1 pseudogene is annotated in these 638 nt (G+C 64.3%); it reads left to right on the top strand.

The annotated features are described in order from the left end of the window. Nucleotides 1-140: 140 nt before the first annotated feature. Nucleotides 141-638 (top strand): annotated as a pseudogene (locus L3N39_RS18855) (Hsp70 family protein); the annotation flags it as partial.

Consider the following 638-nt stretch of genomic DNA (forward strand, 5'->3'; position numbering starts at 1 on the left):
GCGGCTCAACAAGGTTGACGGGGTGAACATCCTCGATTAAACCTGAGTCGAAGGCGCTGAGGTTTCACAGACCAACAAGGCCCTCCCGGCCCAAAGAACTACCCGGCCCCACCAGCAAGCCGGAACTAGGAGGACCACACATGTCACGTGCTGTCGGAATCGACCTCGGAACCACCAACTCCGTGGTGTCGGTTCTCTAAGGCGGCGAGCCCGCAGTCATCGCCAACGCTGAGGGGTCGCGGACCACTCCGTCGATCGTCGCGTTCGCGCGCAACGGCGAAGTCCTCGTCGGACAGCCGGCCAAGAACCAGGCCGTCACCAACGTCGACCGCACCATCCGCTCGGTGAAGCGCCACATGGGCGACACCGATTGGACCGTCGAGATCGACGGCAAGAAGTACACCCCGCAGGAGATCAGCGCCCGCACGCTGATGAAGCTGAAGCGCGACGCCGAGGCCTACCTGGGTGAGGACGTCACCGACGCGGTCATCACCGTGCCGGCGTACTTCAACGACTCGCAGCGTCAGGCCACCAAGGAGGCCGGCCAGATCGCGGGCCTCAACGTTCTGCGCATCGTCAACGAGCCCACCGCGGCCGCTCTGGCCTACGGTCTCGACAAGGGCGAGAAGGAACAGACC

Source organism: Pseudomonas oligotrophica (assembly GCF_021726475.1).
Classification (GTDB): Bacteria; Pseudomonadota; Gammaproteobacteria; order Pseudomonadales; family Pseudomonadaceae; genus Stutzerimonas; species Stutzerimonas oligotrophica.